Annotated in this window: 16 protein-coding genes; 3 read left to right on the forward strand and 13 right to left on the reverse strand. The window is 46.0% G+C overall.

The window, feature by feature from the left end; all coding sequences use genetic code 11:
* Nucleotides 1–13 precede the first annotated feature (13 nt).
* On the reverse strand, nucleotides 14–1006 hold the full coding sequence (locus tag MJ595_RS02055; RefSeq protein WP_263078067.1) for an IS30 family transposase: 993 nt from the start codon (nucleotides 1004–1006) through the stop codon (nucleotides 14–16).
* 420 nt (nucleotides 1007–1426) lie between these two features.
* Here MJ595_RS02055 and MJ595_RS02060 point away from each other — a divergent pair, with 420 nt between their 5' ends.
* Nucleotides 1427–3100, forward strand: coding sequence for a transposase (locus MJ595_RS02060; protein WP_263078486.1), 1674 nt, complete (start codon nucleotides 1427–1429; stop codon nucleotides 3098–3100).
* 250 nt (nucleotides 3101–3350) lie between these two features.
* On the opposite strand, the gene MJ595_RS02065 is transcribed toward MJ595_RS02060, so the two are convergent.
* The 6 genes from MJ595_RS02065 to MJ595_RS02090 form a co-directional block, all read right to left on the reverse strand.
* Nucleotides 3351–4871: a S8 family serine peptidase gene (locus tag MJ595_RS02065; protein ID WP_263080864.1), complete on the reverse strand. Its 1521-nt coding sequence runs from the start codon at nucleotides 4869–4871 to the stop codon at nucleotides 3351–3353.
* A 645-nt stretch (nucleotides 4872–5516) separates the two neighbouring features.
* Nucleotides 5517–6884: a transposase gene (locus MJ595_RS02070; protein WP_263078002.1), complete on the reverse strand. Its 1368-nt coding sequence runs from the start codon at nucleotides 6882–6884 to the stop codon at nucleotides 5517–5519.
* A gap of 558 nt (nucleotides 6885–7442) precedes the next feature.
* Nucleotides 7443–7907, reverse strand: a complete 465-nt coding sequence (locus MJ595_RS02075) for a hypothetical protein (RefSeq protein WP_263080865.1) — start codon at nucleotides 7905–7907, stop codon at nucleotides 7443–7445.
* A 75-nt stretch (nucleotides 7908–7982) separates the two neighbouring features.
* Nucleotides 7983–8969 (reverse strand): transposase, encoded by a 987-nt coding sequence (locus MJ595_RS02080; protein WP_263080866.1) that lies wholly within the window; start codon nucleotides 8967–8969, stop codon nucleotides 7983–7985.
* 219 nt (nucleotides 8970–9188) lie between these two features.
* Nucleotides 9189–10172 (reverse strand): transposase, encoded by a 984-nt coding sequence (locus tag MJ595_RS02085; RefSeq protein ID WP_263080867.1) that lies wholly within the window; start codon nucleotides 10170–10172, stop codon nucleotides 9189–9191.
* A gap of 84 nt (nucleotides 10173–10256) precedes the next feature.
* On the reverse strand, nucleotides 10257–10766 hold the full coding sequence (locus MJ595_RS02090; RefSeq protein WP_263080868.1) for a transposase: 510 nt from the start codon (nucleotides 10764–10766) through the stop codon (nucleotides 10257–10259).
* 77 nt (nucleotides 10767–10843) lie between these two features.
* On the opposite strand from MJ595_RS02090, the gene MJ595_RS02095 reads away from it, so the two are divergent.
* Nucleotides 10844–12100 (forward strand): IS66 family transposase, encoded by a 1257-nt coding sequence (locus MJ595_RS02095; protein ID WP_263080869.1) that lies wholly within the window; start codon nucleotides 10844–10846, stop codon nucleotides 12098–12100.
* A 24-nt stretch (nucleotides 12101–12124) separates the two neighbouring features.
* Here MJ595_RS02095 and MJ595_RS02100 read toward each other — a convergent pair whose 3' ends face one another.
* Nucleotides 12125–13246, reverse strand: coding sequence for a hypothetical protein (locus tag MJ595_RS02100; RefSeq protein WP_263080870.1), 1122 nt, complete (start codon nucleotides 13244–13246; stop codon nucleotides 12125–12127).
* A gap of 182 nt (nucleotides 13247–13428) precedes the next feature.
* Here MJ595_RS02100 and MJ595_RS02105 point away from each other — a divergent pair, with 182 nt between their 5' ends.
* Nucleotides 13429–13692, forward strand: coding sequence for a hypothetical protein (locus MJ595_RS02105; RefSeq protein WP_263080871.1), 264 nt, complete (start codon nucleotides 13429–13431; stop codon nucleotides 13690–13692).
* Between the two features lie 773 nt (nucleotides 13693–14465).
* Here MJ595_RS02105 and MJ595_RS02110 read toward each other — a convergent pair.
* From MJ595_RS02110 to MJ595_RS02130, 5 genes are all read right to left on the reverse strand, one after another.
* Nucleotides 14466–15656 carry a hypothetical protein gene (locus tag MJ595_RS02110; RefSeq protein ID WP_263080872.1) on the reverse strand — a complete coding sequence of 397 codons (1191 nt, stop codon included), beginning with the start codon at nucleotides 15654–15656 and terminating at the stop codon, nucleotides 14466–14468.
* A 179-nt stretch (nucleotides 15657–15835) separates the two neighbouring features.
* A complete protein-coding gene (locus tag MJ595_RS02115) occupies nucleotides 15836–17359 on the reverse strand; it encodes an IS66 family transposase (RefSeq protein ID WP_263079174.1) in 1524 nt (507 codons plus the stop codon).
* Between the two features lie 40 nt (nucleotides 17360–17399).
* Nucleotides 17400–17750: an IS66 family insertion sequence element accessory protein TnpB gene (gene tnpB / locus MJ595_RS02120; RefSeq protein WP_263079172.1), complete on the reverse strand. Its 351-nt coding sequence runs from the start codon at nucleotides 17748–17750 to the stop codon at nucleotides 17400–17402.
* The gene (locus MJ595_RS02125; protein ID WP_263079171.1) at nucleotides 17747–18052 is read right to left on the reverse strand and encodes a hypothetical protein; all 306 of its coding nucleotides are present in this window, start codon (nucleotides 18050–18052) and stop codon (nucleotides 17747–17749) included. Before MJ595_RS02125 ends, tnpB begins: the two co-directional genes overlap by 4 nt.
* Nucleotides 18053–18124: 72 nt before the next feature.
* Nucleotides 18125–18514 carry a hypothetical protein gene (locus MJ595_RS02130; RefSeq protein ID WP_263080873.1) on the reverse strand — a complete coding sequence of 130 codons (390 nt, stop codon included), beginning with the start codon at nucleotides 18512–18514 and terminating at the stop codon, nucleotides 18125–18127.
* Between the last annotated feature and the right edge of the window lie 116 nt (nucleotides 18515–18630).

The raw sequence follows: 18630 nt of genomic DNA on the forward strand, positions 1-18630 counted from the left end.
GGATTTCCTGAATTCAAGTCATAAATGCATAACCCATGACTTTTCTTGCATTCACTCCAGTTAACTCTTTGAATGCCTCATATGGTGTTTTGTAACCGAGGCATTTCCTGGGCCTGCTGTTCAGCTTGTCTACCGCAATGATAACGTCTCTTTCTTTGACGTTATGAAGCTCCATTGATTTGGGAAAGTACTGCCTGAGCAGCCCATTGGCATTCTCATTCTGGCCTCTCTCCCAAGAGTGGTAGGGCACAGCAAAGTAGCTGTCGCAGCTCAAGGCTTTGTTGATTGCTTCATGCTGAGCAAATTCCTTACCGTTGTCGTAAGTGATCGTTTTAACAAACCTTTTCAGGGGCTTGAGTGTATCAATCACTGCCTGTTTAACCGCTTTTGCTTTCTTTCCTGGCAGCGGAACAGCAAGGCGCAGTTTAGTCTTTCGCTCATCCAGTGTGGCAATGGCACCCTTATGGTTTTTGCCGATTACGGTATCCGCCTCCCAGTCACCAACACGCCCCCTGTTGTTGACGATCTCCGGGCGCTCTTCAATACCTACCCGGTTAGGTATGCCTGTTCGGTTATGAGCTGAACCATATCGCTTTCGGTACGTTTTTTTCTGATGGCGCAAGTGTTTATACAGGGTACCGTCAGTGCGCTTATCATCCTCTATGAACTGGTAAATCGTCTCATGATGCAACTTGATTATCCCTTCTTTTTCAAGCCTTCCAGCCACTTGCTCAGGACTCCAGTCAGCCCGGATATCTTGAGCAATCCGTCGCTTAATATCTTCCGTCAACTTCACCGCCTTGGGTTTTTCCTTATGACGCTGTTGAGCCTTACGATGAGCCTGCTGGTGCCTGTAACCACGCTGCCCTGTGTTGCGTCCTAACTCCCGTGACAGCGAACTCTGTGAACGCCCGAGTTTTTCTGCAATTTTATTTTGAGAAGTCCCATTTTTCAGTTCGATTTCGATATAATGTCTCTCTTCAGAGCTAAGGTGCTTAAAGGCCATCCTTGGCGTCCTCTGTTTGGTTTGGTTGCTTAACAGAGTACCCCTGAGTTCTGATTCACTTCAAAGGCTCTGTAACAACCCTCTGGTTACAGAGGTTATGCATTTATGATACAAATTCAGGTTTTCCTATTATTGCCCATAAACCAAGCACCGCAAGCAAAACCCCAATCACCTGTATGTTCACAGTGTCGCTCAGTATATTCACTGCAATATCAGGAAACAAAAAATGGAAAAAAGAGCTCAATACAAAAAAGCTAATAATGCTAAGGAGTGAGTAAAGGGTATGATTAATCTTATTCATTGTTTAAGTTTTATTCGAATATTTTTGTGAAAGTAACTGGATATTTAACCAGCTCATTAGTAAGTTCTCAATAACTGCTGGATAGCTGCAAAATTCTGATATACATCTATCCTTCCCTCATGCAACCCCCAATCAATCAAGAGCAAGTGTACTCACCTGCGAGATTACTGAATCTTGTTGCTCAGCAGCAAGGGCAGATTACTCAGCAGCAAGAGCAGATAGCGAAGCTTCAAGCGCTTGTTGAGGCACTGCAAGCGCAGATTCGTCGTCTTAAAAAACTGCCGCCAAAGCCTGATATCAGACCCAATACAAAACCAAAAGATGATGGTAAAAAGGGTGATAATGGTCCCGGTGATGACAACGAACCGCCTGATAATTCAGGGAAACGTAAGGTTGAGAAGCCTGGCGAACGAACACGAAAAAATCGCCAACAGCCTGATAAGCCAGCAACAGAAAAAATCATCACCGTAGAAGTATCTGATGTCCCGTCTGGTTCGACACCAAACGGATTTAGCTCTTTTTCTGTACAAGAGCTGACTATTCAGGCGTTCACGGTCGAGTATCATTTGGAGCAATGGCAGACGCCCGACGGACAAACCATCACAGCAAAACCTCCCGAAAGCCTGCATGGACATCACTATGGACCACAACTCCAGTCCTATTTGTTGTACCAGCATCACGGTTGCTCGGTGACTCAGCCGCAGCTGTTGGACTGGTTGTGGGATATAGGAATCTCAATGTCCGCGGGAGAACTTCATCGGCTACTCACTGAAGGTCATACTGACTTTCATGAAGAAAAAGACGCTTTGCTGGCAACAGGGTTCAAATGCTCCCGCTACATCCAGACCGATGACACCGGAGCTAGGCATAAAGGACAAAATGGCTACTGTACCATTATCAACAATGAGCTATTTGCCTGGTTTGAGAGCACAGGCAGTAAGAGTAGGGAAAACTTCCTGAGCCTCTTGCATCGCCCCTGGAAGACTTATTCCGTCACGCAGGACGCCTTGGACTATCTGGAAAAATTTGATTACCCGGAGAAGTGGCTAAGCATCATCAGGCAATACATGGGCGTTACGTTTTTAAACCGGGAAGCCTGGGAAGCAGCCCTTAACGACCATGGGCTAACGGGAAAGACCCGGCGCAAGCAAGCAGCAGAAGCGCTTATTTACAGCAGCTTAATGGCTCATGGTATGGGACACCTGACCACATTCAGTGATGGTGCTCAGCAGTTCAACGTATTCAACCATGCTCAATGCTGGGTTCATGCGGAGCGGGGATTGGCTAAAGTCCACCCGGTCAATGAGCAGCAAGCCAGTGCACAGTACTGGTGTCGTACATGGTTCTGGGCTATCTACAACGATTTAAAAGTCTTCAAGGCCAGCCCCGATAAAAGTAAAGCTCAAAACATACGTCGCGATTTCAAGGCCCTGACTAATACCCAGGTAGACTTTCCTGATTTACAGGACGCACTGTCAGGGCTGGTCGTTATAGAGAAGGAATTGCTACAGGTACTCGATGCTCCAAGCCTTCCGCTCCATAACAACCTGAGCGAAAGCCAAATACGGGAATACGTGAAACGACGAAAAATCAGCGGCGGCACAAAAAGCAAAGCGGGAAGAAAGTGCCGGGATACGTTTGCCAGCCTGAAAAAAACTTGCCGGTTGTACGGTTTATCGTTTTGGCATTATCTGAAAGATCGAATCATGGGCAGTGGCAGTTTTCCCTGGTTGCCCGACCTGATAGAACAAGCATCCAGCGACTTTTCGTGTGGGTTAACCAGCAGTTATTGAGAACTTACGCTCATTATTTATTCCCTAATAATAAATATTTTCAGAAGATGAGCAAGACTCTTATTTCTTTATCCAGACTTTTTACAAAGGAGGAAAATAAAAAGAACACCCAGTTCACCAAGATAAATCGGAAAGGAATAGTGGGCAGTTGTCCGTAATGACAATCGTTAAGCTTTAATAGGAGGAATAAGCAAGGGCACAGCCATAAAACCGCACCCTGCCTTTATTTTCGGAACTTGCTTCTCAACAACTAGTTATAAAGAGCATCCAAGGCATTAATAGCACTGACCTTACCACCAGTAATACTCAGTGAACCAAAGTCAACGTAGTGTCCATCAGGACTCAGCACTGTCTTATCGCTATCATCCTGCACAGTATCAAGTAATAGCTTTTTAACTTCTGCTCCATTCATCTCTGGTGCGTGAGACAGAACCAGAGCTGCTATGCCGGCAACATGAGGGGTAGCCATACTGGTACCATTGAATGAGGCCACACCGCTATCAGGAATCGTTGATACAATTGCAGATCCTGGTGCAAAGAGGTCTACTTTTGCCTTCCCTTCCTGGTTACCGAAGTTTGAAAATGATGAAACATAATCGTCACGCTTAAAGCTCTTTGTTGAAGAGCCTACTTCTATCCAGTGTCTTTTGACGTTATCACTCATTTTAAAGCGAGTGGGGAAATTGGGATTATCACCAACGTCGTAACTTGAGTTACCTGCCGCATGCACCATTAATACTCCCTTACTGGCAGCATAGTCAAAGGCCTTGGCAACCTGCTTTTTCTCAGGGCTGAAATCTTTCCCGAAACTCATGTTAATGATTCGGGCACCATTATCTACTGCGTAGCGAACGGCATTGGCTATATCTTCATCACGTTCATCACCATCCGGTACAACACGAACAGACATGATTCTGGCCTGCGGTGCTATGCCATCGGCGATTAATGCACCGGATTCATCTTTGCGCCCATTACCACGCCTTGCTGCAATAATACCTGCCACATGGGTTCCATGGGATGCATCAGGCCCCTGGACTTCATTATTGCCATAGAAGGGTTGTTTTACAGATGGGTAATCCCGAATCGCCTTAGAGGCGTCATCAGGGTCATATGTTTCCAGAGGGTTAAAATCAAGGTTGTAATGATAGTTAATTTTATCAGGGCTGGTTGCTGTTTGGGCACCTTCTTCAAAGCTTGTCTTCACTAAAGCATCAGACTTAAGGAGCTTGCTCATGTCATTTCTGAAGGCCAGTGTTTTATCTCTGTACATCCTGGTTGCTTCAACATTTGCGTAGGCCTGATTCTTCCCAAGAAAGCTCCAGCCATGCACATCATCTATATAGCCATTACCATCATTATCAATGCCATCATCAGGTATTTCATACTTATTAACCCAGATCTTACCCTTTAAATCTGGATGACTAATATCGACCCCTGAATCAATTACTGCAACTACAACCTGATTCCCTTTAATGCCGCTACCATATTTTCTGATCGCCTCATTAACACCAGTTCCAACCTTTGATGTCTTATGCTGCCAGTTTGCATCTTCAAGCTGCTTGGATAGCTTATTACTATCAACAGTAACTGTCGTACCATCTTTAAAGACTTGCCGCTCAGAAAATTGTTCCGAAACCTGTTCCGAAAGCGTTGCACTCTGGAGTGATGGAATAATTGGTTTATATGGTTCTACGTGACCGGCAGAATAAACATTTTGCGCTGCCACAATGGCCAGAACAAGAAGAGAAGGACGGAATCTATGATTGAACATTATTTAAACTACTACTCTGATTTTGTAAGTAAGGAATATTTTTCTTTGAATAAAAAGCCGACAACCCCTTACATTAACTTACATGCTGGAATTTTTCGTTAAGACACCTAATTAACTAGACATAGCCAACTACACCCTTATATATTGATCATCTATTTTTGAAGAACATAATTTAAACAATTCAAATCACAATATTGGATATGACCATACAAATGGCAAAAGAATATACTAAACTGGCCAAATATTGATTAAAAAGCATTTACTGGTTACGTCTATGCAACCCTTGTATTTATTCTAATTTTTCTTATGTTTTGATAAAATAAAATTAACATGAAATACAATAACCTGAATTTGTATCATAAATGCATAACCTCTGTAACCAGAGGGTTGTTACAGAGCCTTTGAAGTGAATCAGAACTCAGGGGTACTCTGTTAAGCAACCAAACCAAACAGAGGACGCCAAGGATGGCCTTTAAGCACCTTAGCTCTGAAGACAGCTATTCCCGCATGATGAACGTCGATGATCGTTGGTATTGACAATAAGGCAGCAAAAATAATGAAGCCGATCAAAACTGAGCCGCCAATTAACAAAGCGGAGCTTTAAAGAAAAAATGTCACCCCTGAACGTAGCTACGATATGGCCGGTTATGATGTATCGAATGGAATCACCCTTTTCTCTTCAATACCATGAGTTACTGTGTAAAAAAGCCCCTCCCACGTTTTTATCAGCCAATGCAAAAAATAGCCCTGTATCCATTTCCATAATGCTATACGGACTCCTTTTGAGCGGGTTCTTAAAGCTTCCTGAAACTGGGGACAGCACAGTTCCTGTATTTGATCTACGAGAAAAGCAAGCATCGTCAGATAGGCCAGATTTGTGGCTAAGTGCTTCTCACCGTGACCGTAGTTATGTTCGAGATCGTAGCCTTGATTTTTCAGGGTGTTAAACGTCTGGTTCTCAATATGCCATCGGCAGCGCCCTCCTTTCATGACGGGTTCTATGGTTTCTTCGTTAAGCGGAATATCAGTCACCCAGCACCAGATATGCTGTTTACCTTTTTTATCGGTTTCGACAAAATCAAGCACATTAACCTGTTCTGCATATTTTGCCTTGTTCAGCCTGACGTCATTGGCATAGCGAAACCACCACTTAATTCCAGTCTCTTCATTAACTTTTTCAGCACGGTGAACTTTTCCTTCTTTATCCAGCTCATCCATCGCTTCAACCAGCGAGGCATGGTTGCCATCTTTCGCGACAATGATGTAATGCCAGCCATAACTCTTAATCAGTTGGACAGTGGGGTTGTCAGCATAAAGACTGTCCAGAAGAATAACGAACTTTAGACGTGGGTGATGCTCTCGTATGGTGGCAAACAACCGTTTAATGGCATTTTTTTCACAGTCATTTTTGGTCGAACCGTCCTGGCAAACTATGGCTTCCGGTGCCAATGGCAAGACTGTTTTTTGATCCGGGTGAGCAATGCATGCTGCCATTAACTGGTGGTAGTGAGCTTCGTTGGCCTTTCCCTTATTTTTAGTACAGCACTCCTGACAAGGTTTTTTATTATTGCAGGAGTAAAATAGCCCAGTTCCATCGATCGGGAGCAAGTAGTGATTTTTCAAGTTCCCGCAGTGAAATTCGAATGCCTTCAGTAATCCGCCCCTTTGGACGTTAGACAGCAATGTCTTAAAAGGCTTTTTGAACTCTACGGGATCTATTGGATCCAGGATTTCCCGCATACTGGTATCACAGGGAGCACGTTTTTTTATCTGATACAGGTGCTCAAGGTTATGCCTTACTTCTTGCTCTGTTTTATCACGCTCAAACGAGAGGAGCGATGGGTACTTGAGATGCATCATGGCAAAAGCGGACATGGAGGCATCATGTATTGTTATTTTTCTGGAATCCTTGTTTGGTCGGACATCTGGAATTTGCTCATAACTTTCAGAAATCGTAGTAATTAAACTGTTTGCACAAAGATGCTTACGACTTTTTTGGAATGGATAAGCCATGAGAGACAGCCATTGATAAAGTATCCCTATCAAAAGTAGACGTTATTTTGTGCGAAATCACTCCATTTGGAATTTACTGTAAGCCTTGCTGTTGCAGTGATTTAATTGATGTCACGGGAATAGCTGCTCTGAAGAGAGACATTATATCGAAATCGAACTGAAAAATGGGACTTCTCAAAATAAAATTGCAGAAAAACTCGGGCGTTCACAGAGTTCGCTGTCACGGGAGTTAGGACGCAACACAAAACAATTAGGACACCCATAAATTTCACACTAAAAACCAATAGACTTTGATAAATACTCTGTACTTTCAGGATAGTCAACAATTAGGACACCCATAAATTTCACACTAAAAACCAATAGACTTTGATAAATACTCTGTACTTTCAGGATTAGAGAAGCTTTGGCTAAATAAACTATGGCAACAAGAGGTAGGAATTAGCTGTGATTAGTTTGAAGTCATGCATCCAATCCTAATCACGGTCTAAATAAGTAAGTGGTGTTTATAGAGAATTACTTGCAGGTTTGCATAAAGCGAAAAAAACAAGGTATTTAACATTAGTGCATCATGTATAACCGGCTACAGGCAGTCAACCCCCGCAGCCAGTTCCGACCTGTTTTTAACGCATGGGCTTTCATTGCCTGTAACCGGCCTACCGCCTGATAAAAGCGGTTATTCCATCGCATAGTATTAATCCACTCGTTCGAATCAATACCAAGCCTGGAGAGAATAGGCGGGATATCATCAGCAATAGCCCCTCGTTTGTCAGCCCTGACTACCCGGCCACTCCAATCAACCAGTTCCAGATAATGCTGAAGAATGAATGGTAACGCTACCTCCGGGCTTTGTCCCTGACATCGAAATGGTTTCAGGCTGGCAGGTTGTTTGCTGGTAGTGTTATCCGCAGCTTTCTCAATTCTCTCTTTGACAGAGGTGAAATCTGATGCAGCTATTCCCGCATGATGAACGTCGATGATCGTTGGTATTGACAATAAGGCAGCAAAAATAATGAAGCCGATCAAAACTGAGCCGCCAATTAACAAAGCGGAGCTTTAAAGAAAAAATGTCACCCCTGAACGTAGCTACGATATGGCCGGTTATGATGTATCGAATGGAATCACCCTTTTCTCTTCAATACCATGAGTTACTGTGTAAAAAAGCCCCTCCCACGTTTTTATCAGCCAATGCAAAAAATAGCCCTGTATCCATTTCCATAATGCTATACGGACTCCTTTTGAGCGGGTTCTTAAAGCTTCCTGAAACTGGGGACAGCACAGTTCCTGTATTTGATCTACGAGAAAAGCAAGCATCGTCAGATAGGCCAGATTTGTGGCTAAGTGCTTCTCACCGTGACCGTAGTTATGTTCGAGATCGTAGCCTTGATTTTTCAGGGTGTTAAACGTCTGGTTCTCAATATGCCATCGGCAGCGCCCTCCTTTCATGACGGGTTCTATGGTTTCTTCGTTAAGCGGAATATCAGTCACCCAGCACCAGATATGCTGTTTACCTTTTTTATCGGTTTCGACAAAATCAAGCACATTAACCTGTTCTGCATATTTTGCCTTGTTCAGCCTGACGTCATTGGCATAGCGAAACCACCACTTAATTCCAGTCTCTTCATTAACTTTTTCAGCACGGTGAACTTTTCCTTCTTTATCCAGCTCATCCATCGCTTCAACCAGCGAGGCATGGTTGCCATCTTTCGCGACAATGATGTAATGCCAGCCATAACTCTTAATCAGTTGGACAGTGGGGTTGTCAGCATAAAGACTGTCCAGAAGAATAACGAACTTTAGACGTGGGTGATGCTCTCGTATGGTGGCAAACAACCGTTTAATGGCATTTTTTTCACAGTCATTTTTGGTCGAACCGTCCTGGCAAACTATGGCTTCCGGTGCCAATGGCAAGACTGTTTTTTGATCCGGGTGAGCAATGCATGCTGCCATTAACTGGTGGTAGTGAGCTTCGTTGGCCTTTCCCTTATTTTTAGTACAGCACTCCTGACAAGGTTTTTTATTATTGCAGGAGTAAAATAGCCCAGTTCCATCGATCGGGAGCAAGTAGCGAACAATTAGGACACCCATAAATTTCACACTAAAAACCAATAGACTTTGATAAATACTCTGTACTTTCAGGATTAGAGAAGCTTTGGCTAAATAAACTATGGCAACAAGAGGTAGGAATTAGCTGTGATTAGTTTGAAGTCATGCATCCAATCCTAATCACGGTCTAAATAAGTAAGTGGTGTTTATAGAGAATTACTTGCAGGTTTGCATAAAGCGAAAAAAACAAGGTATTTAACATTAGTGCATCATGTATAACCGGCTACAGGCAGTCAACCCCCGCAGCCAGTTCCGACCTGTTTTTAACGCATGGGCTTTCATTGCCTGTAACCGGCCTACCGCCTGATAAAAGCGGTTATTCCATCGCATAGTATTAATCCACTCGTTCGAATCAATACCAAGCCTGGAGAGAATAGGCGGGATATCATCAGCAATAGCCCCTCGTTTGTCAGCCCTGACTACCCGGCCACTCCAATCAACCAGTTCCAGATAATGCTGAAGAATGAATGGTAACGCTACCTCCGGGCTTTGTCCCTGACATCGAAATGGTTTCAGGCTGGCAGGTTGTTTGCTGGTAGTGTTATCCGCAGCTTTCTCAATTCTCTCTTTGACAGAGGTGAAATCTGATGTCTCCGGTGTATCCGCCAGTTTTGCCCTGACGGGGTTTAAATCCACATAGGCCATACAGGTCAACAGTGCGGCTTCATCCAGTAGCGCCTGGCTTTTAAATCGTCCTTCCCAAAATCGCCCACGACACTTATCTTCTTTATTCGCTTCTCTGGCCAGATATTCATTAAGACAGCGCATAAACCAGCTAATATCCTGAAGCCTAAGCCGATATTCTTCCGCAAACTCGTCAACACGACGCATTTCTGCTTTACTCAGCTTGGCTCTTCCCAAATACCGTTGGACTATTACAGGCCCGGCAAATAATTGAGTCCAGCGTTTCAGAACGGAATCCCTGTTCCAGTCATTAGCTTCCTGCGCATTAATATGCAAAACCACATGGTAATGATTAGACATCACGGCATAGGCACAGACTTCAATGGCAAAAATAGCAGCCAGTTCTGTCAGCCTATCCACTACCCACTGCCGACGGTGCTCATAATCCTTACCTGAAAAATGATCCTTCCCACAAAGATAGGCACGGCGCACACACCGAGCCATACAGTGGTAGTAAGGTGTGCTTTCAGGGTCAATCAGACTGTTACGGGCGCGAGTCATAAGCACTTTTGTCCACAGGGTTAAATTTTAGTGACAAAAGAAAGGTAGCTTATCTGGTAGATCAGTCAAATTTATGGATGTCCTTTAAGCTCGTTTAAATCGTCCTTCCCAAAATCGCCCACGACACTTATCTTCTTTATTCGCTTCTCTGGCCAGGTATTCATTAAGACAGCGCATAAACCAGCTAATATCCTGAAGCCTAAGCCGATATTCTTCCGCAAACTCGTCAACACGACGCATTTCTGCTTCACTCAGCTTGGCTCTTCCCAGATACCGTTGGACTATTACAGGCCCGGCAAATAATTGAGTCCAGCGTTTCAGAACGGAATCCCTGTTCCAGTCATTAGCTTCCTGCGCATTAATATGCAAAACCACATGGTAATGATTAGACATCACGGCATAGGCACAGACTTCAATGGCAAAAATAGCAGCCAGTTCTGTCAGCCTATCCACTACCCACTGCCGACGGTGCTCATAATCCTTACCTGAAAAATGATCCTTCCCACAAAGATAGGCACGGCGCACACACCGAGCCATACAGTGGTAGTAAGGTGTGCTTTCAGGGTCAATCAGACTGTTACGGGCGCGAGTCATAAGCACTTTTGTCCACAGGGTTAAATTTTAGTGACAAAAGAAAGGTAGCTTATCTGGTAGATCAGTCAAATTTATGGATGTCCTTTAAGCTCTTACTGCCCAGGGTTCGTCGGGAACATGACCTCCCTGAACAGGAAAAGGTCTGCTCCTGTTGCGGTAGCCATGACCTGCACAGGATCGGCGAGGAAGTCAGCGAGCAACTGGATATCATTCCCGCCAAGGTTCAGGTTATTCAGAACGTGCGCCCAAAGTATGCCTGTCGCCATTGTGAAGGCTCCATCCAGACCGCACCCATGCCTCCCCAGCCCATACCGGGTAGTATCGCTACACCGGGCTTGCTGGCCTACATTGCCACCGGAAAATATGTGGACGGCTTGCCCCTGTACCGCCAAGAACAGTTTGTGCTGAACCGGCTCGGGGTTGAAGTGGCCAGGGCAACCACAGCCCAGTGGATGGTGCGTTGCGGTGAACTGGTACAGCCCCTGGTCAACCTGATGCGAGATCATTTACTTGAATCTCCGCTGATCCATTGTGACGAAACCCATGTCAAGGTGCTGAGGGAGTCAGGGAAGAAAGCACAGAGCCTGTCGTACATGTGGGTACAGGTGGCAGAGCCTGTTCCAGATCACAGAGTCATTCTATTTGATTATGATCCCAGTCGGAGTGGGTCCGTTCCTGTCAGGTTGCTGGAAGGCTTTAAGGGGTATCTGCAAACGGATGGCTATGAGGGCTATGCTGCCATAGGCCGACAGGAAGGCATTATCAGCCAGGGCTGCTGGGCCCATGCCCGGAGAAAATTCAATGAAGCGGTAAAAGGCCTGAAAAAAGGGGTAAAAACTGGAAAGGCTTATATGGGAATGGCCTATATCCAGAAGCTTTACCGTATTGAACGGGAAATAAAAGACTGTTCCTGTGAAGAAAAGAAAATGATCCGGCAACAGAAAAGCCGGGACATTCTCAGTCAGCTACGACAATGGTTAGATAAATCGCTACCACAAACGCCCCCTAAAACACTGTTGGGTAAGGCGCTTAATTACCTCAATAACCAGTGGGATAAACTGATTCGCTACTGCGATGAGGGTTATCTACGCATGGACAATAATCTGGCAGAAAACGCCATTCGCCCCTTTGTCATCGGGCGTAAAGCATGGCTGTTTAGCACCAGTCAGGCAGGCGCTAATGCCAGCGCTAATCTGTACAGTCTGGTAGAGACAGCGAAAGCCTGTGGCTTGGAGTCATATGCCTATTTAAAGGAGGTGTTTACCCAGCTACCCGCAGCAAAAACACTGGCGGATATTGAGCAACTGCTGCCATGGAATCAAAACTCTTCTTAAATCAAGGTGGGGTTAATTAATCGCTTACTTAATAATGCGCTCAACCCCATCGAGTTCCTCTTTGAGGACGTGTCGGTAAGTGACAAACTTTTCTTTGGACTTGATGCTGTTTTCTCCATAAGCCTGGTCAAATGCTTTCTTCAGGTGATCTGCTGCGTGGTAGTAATCAATAACCTCAACACCCGCTGGTAGTTCCTGGGAAAGGTATGACCAGTTGTCCTTGGCGCCATCAGCGACTTTGACCAGTGACAGCTGTGGCTTTTGTCGCAACGCTTCTTGCAATAGTGCTGACAAAGACTGCTTGAGTGTGAGTTTTTTAGTTTCTGGCATTCGTCCTATGCGGACTGTTGATAAACGCTCCCCCTGTTGATCGTAAAACGACAAAGTTCCGCAACTGGCCTCCTTGCAACCTGTTGGCCCTTGAGTCCGTTTGCCTTCAGAAGCGCTCCTGGCTCGCTTTTCTACTCGTTTGCCATCTTTCATGGGCAGCATAACGCCATCCAGGGAGGCGGCTACTGTGACCGCATTGGTGGGCACGTTAAGTTTCTCAATAAGCATCTCTTCAAAAGGCTCACGGTGCTGTTCCCACTGAGTATTAAATTGCCTGGGGAAACGAGCAAGACTGCTTTCTGAGGGAGACATACCTCCCATGAGATCAAGGAGGCTTTTTGCTTCACCGGGAGACATTTGAGCAACAACCCAGGCAGCTTGCTTTGCAGCCCGAGGCGTCCAGAAGCCTTCCACGATCCCGGCTTTCAACTCCATGGGTACGATACACGGCTCTTTGCCGTTACGATAAAGTGTTCGCATAACCCGGACTGAACCAACCGCTGTCTGGTAGGTTTTATAACTGCGCAACACCTGCTTATAAGTGATCCCGCTGACCTCAATAGCTGGAGTATCAATATCAAGCTCAGCCAGCGCCTCTGCTAAAAAATCTTGCTGAGCTTGATTAAAGAGAGCATTAACGGTCTGCTCAAACCCTTCAAAGTGCCTGATAGGATTGCCAGACTCTCGCAGAGCCTGCAATTGGTCGCCTAACCGTTGAATCGCATCACAAGAAATGGTGGCGGCTTCAGTCCGTAGCTGACATACTTCCATGGGGCGGCCTCTCACTGGTAAGGTGTTGGGTGCTATCAACATCATACCTGTGATTGGCTGCCTTCTGTTTAAGCATTGAAAAAATAGCTGCCTACTACTTTCCCCGGTTGGCAAGCTGAAGAAGCCCGGTCAATTTGAGACTTTCACCCTTCCATTCTATACTCAGGAGTACATAATGAGGTCAACATGGCGATCACAGCAAAAAATGTTAAGGAGTTTCGAGATTTATGGCTGCCTGTATAAGCGTAAAGTTAATTTTAGATAAGATGTTTGAACTTGATCCCTTCTTTGCTAACTACGTTGAAAACTGGATTAAGCTAACCGATACTAATTTTGCTTTTGCTGAAACAGCTCTAAGGATGAAGGATTTAACTGAGTCTTTTAGCTCTCTGTTTCAGATAATCGTGAATTATTTCGGAAGTGAATTAATTTATAATCAAGAAGATATTTTTCAACTAGCAGAACAATTAAAGAACTTATTTTCCCCATGAATTCACAACCCCTCGGGGTCGTCGCTCCCTTCGGTCACTCAAACCCCTCACGCTCGCAGCTTTGCTCATTTCTCTCGTTACCGATTCCACTGGTAAGCTCAAAACGTGCAGAAAGTTCGTTTGGTTAATCAGGGTGAGGCTTCGCCTCTGAGGTCAACATGGCAACCACTGCAAACACAAAATCACCGTCGTACGCCATATGACCTTGATTCAAACAGGAAATTTATGGGTGTCCTATACCCTCCTTTTGCTGAGAAATGCGCCCAACCATTGCTGACCTTGAGAATTTTACCCGTGCTGTTGCTGGCTTTAAAACCTTTACATTGAGCACTGAACAGAAAAAGCCACACGCTGTGAGCTAACGCTGCCATGCCCAACCTGTTAGTGCCGCAGCACTGGCAGCGACCGACTCCAAACCCACCGACAAGGAAGAGTTGAGAGCCACTGAAAACTTTTTGTTGCTTTGAGCTGATAGGGAATAAAGTACAACCCCTGCAAATGGCACAACACCAAAAAGCTAATTTTAAAAACCTGACCCAACGGCAGATAGAAATTTAAATGTGTACTGCCTGCTAACGCCGCGCTCTGCGGCAAGTTTGTAGCGCAGCGAAAAACTTGTCCGACAGAAGCGCCTTGTTAGCCCTAGCTGCATCTCTGCAATATTTCATTAAACCAGCCAAGGATTTCACCATTTTGGTCTCTTTCATCAAGTCTTTCTTTAGTCATTTTCTTGGCTGCAATTCGATTGGGTGAAAGTCTCATATTGACCACAACTAAACACTGCCACCTTTCTCTGGGAATGGTATGACATTGCTTGTAGCAGCCTTGGTGACTTTCTCGCAATAAGTTGCAGCAAATAACTTCCAGCCATTTTCAAACCAGTGGCTCTGAACTAATGACCGAAGCGTCAATACGCCCTGACCACCCGGATTTCGCCAGCGCATACCTGAGCACTTCATCCGCTGGGTAACCAAGGTTTTACAGGCTGCCTCTACCACACCAGAGCCGATCGGAAGGTTATTCGACAAGTGTTCAGCATAGCGCATACGCTGGCGATTTTTTCTGAAATACTCCAGCTCGGTCTTTAATTTTGAGCGGCGCGGATGCTTTTTATGCTGATAAGCCAGGGCTTTAATAATGCGCTCAACCCCATCAAGTTCCTCTTTGAGGACGTGTCGGTAAGTGACAAACTTTTCTTTGGACTTGATGCTGTTTTCTCCATAAGCCTGGTCAAATGCTTTCTTCAGGTGATCGGCTGCGTGGTAGTAATCAATAACCTCAACACCCGCTGGTAGTTCCCGGGAAAGGTATGACCAGTTGTCCTTGGCGCCATCAGCGACTTTGACCAGTGACAGCTGTGGCTTTTGTCGCAACGCTTCTTGCAATAGTGCTGACAAAGACTGCTTGAGTGTGAGTTTTTTAGTTTCTGGCATTCGTCCTATGCGGACTGTTGATAAACGCTCCCCCTGTTGATCGTAAAACGACAAAGTTCCGCAACTGGCCTCCTTGCAACCTGTTGGCCCTTGAGTCCGTTTGCCTTCAGAAGCGCTCCTGGCTCGCTTTTCTACTCGTTTGCCATCTTTCATGGGCAGCATAACGCCATCCAGGGAGGCGGCTACTGTGACCGCATTGGTGGGCACGTTAAGTTTCTCAATAAGCATCTCTTCAAAAGGCTCACGGTGCTGTTCCCACTGAGTATTAAATTGCCTGGGGAAACGAGCAAGACTGCTTTCTGAGGGAGACATACCTCCCATGAGATCAAGGAGGCTTTTTGCTTCACCGGGAGACATTTGAGCAACAACCCAGGCAGCTTGCTTTGCAGCCCGAGGCGTCCAGAAGCCTTCCACGATCCCGGCTTTCAACTCCATGGGTACGATACACGGCTCTTTGCCGTTACGATAAAGTGTTCGCATAACCCGGACTGAACCAACCGCTGTCTGGTAGGTTTTATAACTGCGCAACACCTGCTTATAAGTGATCCCGCTGACCTCAATAGCTGGAGTATCAATATCAAGCTCAGCCAGCGCCTCTGCTAAAAAATCTTGCTGAGCTTGATTAAAGAGAGCATTAACGGTCTGCTCAAACCCTTCAAAGTGCCTGATAGGATTGCCAGACGTAAGCGATTAATTAACCCCACCTTGATTTAAGAAGAGTTTTGATTCCATGGCAGCAGTTGCTCAATATCCGCCAGTGTTTTTGCTGCGGGTAGCTGGGTAAACACCTCCTTTAAATAGGCATATGACTCCAAGCCACAGGCTTTCGCTGTCTCTACCAGACTGTACAGATTAGCGCTGGCATTAGCGCCTGCCTGACTGGTGCTAAACAGCCATGCTTTACGCCCGATGACAAAGGGGCGAATGGCGTTTTCTGCCAGATTATTGTCCATGCGTAGATAACCCTCATCGCAGTAGCGAATCAGTTTATCCCACTGGTTATTGAGGTAATTAAGCGCCTTACCCAACAGTGTTTTAGGGGGCGTTTGTGGTAGCGATTTATCTAACCATTGTCGTAGCTGACTGAGAATGTCCCGGCTTTTCTGTTGCCGGATCATTTTCTTTTCTTCACAGGAACAGTCTTTTATTTCCCGTTCAATACGGTAAAGCTTCTGGATATAGGCCATTCCCATATAAGCCTTTCCAGTTTTTACCCCTTTTTTCAGGCCTTTTACCGCTTCATTGAATTTTCTCCGGGCATGGGCCCAGCAGCCCTGGCTGATAATGCCTTCCTGTCGGCCTATGGCAGCATAGCCCTCATAGCCATCCGTTTGCAGATACCCCTTAAAGCCTTCCAGCAACCTGACAGGAACGGACCCACTCCGACTGGGATCATAATCAAATAGAATGACTCTGTGATCTGGAACAGGCTCTGCCACCTGTACCCACATGTACGACAGGCTCTGTGCTTTCTTCCCTGACTCCCTCAGCACCTTGACATGGGTTTCGTCACAATGGATCAGCGGAGATTCAAGTAAATGATCTCGCATCAGGTTGACCAGGGGCTGTACCAGTTCACCGCAACGCACCATCCACTGGGCTGTGGTTGCCCTGGCCACTTCAACCCCGAGCCGGTTCAGCACAAACTGTTCTTGGCGGTACAGGGGCAAGCCGTCCACATATTTTCCGGTGGCAATGTAGGCCAGCAAGCCCGGTGTAGCGATACTACCCGGTATGGGCTGGGGAGGCATGGGTGCGGTCTGGATGGAGCCTTCACAATGGCGACAGGCATACTTTGGGCGCACGTTCTGAATAACCTGAACCTTGGCGGGAATGATATCCAGTTGCTCGCTGACTTCCTCGCCGATCCTGTGCAGGTCATGGCTACCGCAACAGGAGCAGACCTTTTCCTGTTCAGGGAGGTCATGTTCCCGACGAACCCTGGGCAGGGCTTCAGGTAATGGCTTGCGCCCCGGCTTCTTGCGCTGATGGGCAGGGACTGTGATTTCTGCCTCTGCTTTTGCCACTGCATCAGGATTGTCAGGCTGGTCCTGCTCGGCCTCATTGAACAGGCCGAACTGATTGGCTGGTGCTTTTTCGCTAGACGCGCCAAAGCGCTGCCGGATCAGTTGCCGGATATGTTCCTCAAGAGTGGAAAGCCTGCCTTGCAGCTGGGCAATGTAGGCTTTGAGGATAGTGGGGTCATCAGGAAGATGTGCAAGGGTGTCGTTCATCCCTGAAGGATACCCTAAGGCAGGAAGACAATTCCCTGCATCAGATCATTGACGTGTAGGTCAGCGCAGGATGAGGTTGAGGAGGACGAATGTCATAGCCATCCAGCAGTCGGTTGAGAAGATCACCATCAATATGGGAGGGCATGCTATCCCAGTGCCATTGGAACCGGAATTTCTCCAGTCGCTTATACCAGAGGACAAAGCCATTGCGCTCCCAGTAAAGCAGCTTCACCTTGTCTCTTCCCCGGTTGCAAAACACAAACAGCTTGCGGTCAAAGGGGGACAGAGCCATCTCCTGTTCCACCAGAGTGGCCAGGCCATTGATAGACTTACGCATATCCACGGGCTCACTATAAAGGAATACGTCAGTATCAGCCGCTGGACGAATCATAGGCACTGCAACGCCTGAACCAGCCCAGGCACTTGCTCGACGGATACCTCCAGCTTGATACCAGAGGGCAGGTGCATGACAACCGGAGACTGAGAAACAAGGTCAGGCTTTGACATCCCAGCAACAGGAATCAGTTTTGGCTGTGCAGGCCTGGTCATCAACTTTTTCTTCCAATAACTGAACTGATGGGGAGACAGTCCCCTCTGGCGACACCAGGGAGTTTGCCTTATGCCAGATTGTTGCCAGTCCTTAAGGTGCTGCTGCCAAAGCTGTCTGAGTTTGGCGGCTTCATCTGTTTTCATAGTAGGGTTTCCTAAAAAATAGAAAACCTAACTTTTTTGATTTGGAGTTTTAAGGTGGGTTTAAATTGGCGCTTACTTTACGTTGACTTCGGCAGGCTGTATATCTTGCAATAATTTTTGCTGCTGCTCATAAGCCTTCTCTATCATGCGGTTATGATCAAGCTTATCCCCCCACTCAGTTACAACTCCATCTGTTAGGGTGATTGTTACTCTATCGTTAGCAAGCATTTCATTATCAACAGGGGTACAGCCATAAACAACTTCTGACCAGTAGGATAGTTCTTCAACTTTTTTACCTTGATGCATTCTCACGGAGGTTCTCTTGGGTTGCCCAAGCAGTTGTATAACATCCTGCTTGGTCATAGCAAGAGATAGCTTTGATGCTTCCTGCGCATAATTAATTTTTGTCGAGGCGCACCCGACAAGCGTGAGAGAAAGGATAAGAGTAAGAATATATTTCATGAATATGTTTGTGTGTATTTATTGACAAAAATGGAAGTGTACCAAAGTACAATCAGCTTGAAACCGGGTATTTTTAGTATGAGTTATGAGCACCTAACGCCTCAAACACCGGCGCA

Origin of the sequence: Endozoicomonas sp. Mp262 (assembly GCF_025643335.1) — a bacterium.
Lineage (GTDB): Bacteria > Pseudomonadota > Gammaproteobacteria > Pseudomonadales > Endozoicomonadaceae > Endonucleibacter.